The sequence below is a fragment of the Streptomyces bobili genome (genome assembly GCF_002154575.1).
Taxonomy (GTDB): Bacteria; Actinomycetota; Actinomycetes; order Streptomycetales; family Streptomycetaceae; genus Streptomyces; species Streptomyces bobili.
Genome location: NZ_MUBA01000846.1, coordinates 353 through 602 on the forward strand (window position 1 = coordinate 353; position 250 = coordinate 602).

Annotated in this window: 1 protein-coding gene; it reads left to right on the forward strand. The window is 61.6% G+C overall.

What is annotated here, in order from left to right; genetic code table 11:
• Positions 1–60: 60 nt before the first annotated feature.
• Positions 61–250: hypothetical protein (locus tag BZL64_RS40730; protein WP_208639614.1), on the forward strand; the 190-nt coding region annotated here is incomplete at its 3' end.

Genomic DNA, 250 nt, shown 5'->3' on the forward strand with positions numbered 1-250 from the left:
CCCGTGCGGCACTCGGCGCACCTTTGGGCAACGGAGCACATGGACCAGCGGAGTGGAAGTGTGAACGCCACGGAGTTGAGCCGGCAACAGCAACGGCTCTGGGAAGTGGAACGCCTTGTTCGAGGAAGTGCGCTGCTTCATACGGGTATTGCGCTCCGCCTCGATGGAATACTCGACGAGAAAGGGCTTTCTCACGCCGTCAGCACCGTCTTTCGGCGTCATGAACTGCTCGACACGGGGTTCCGTGCGG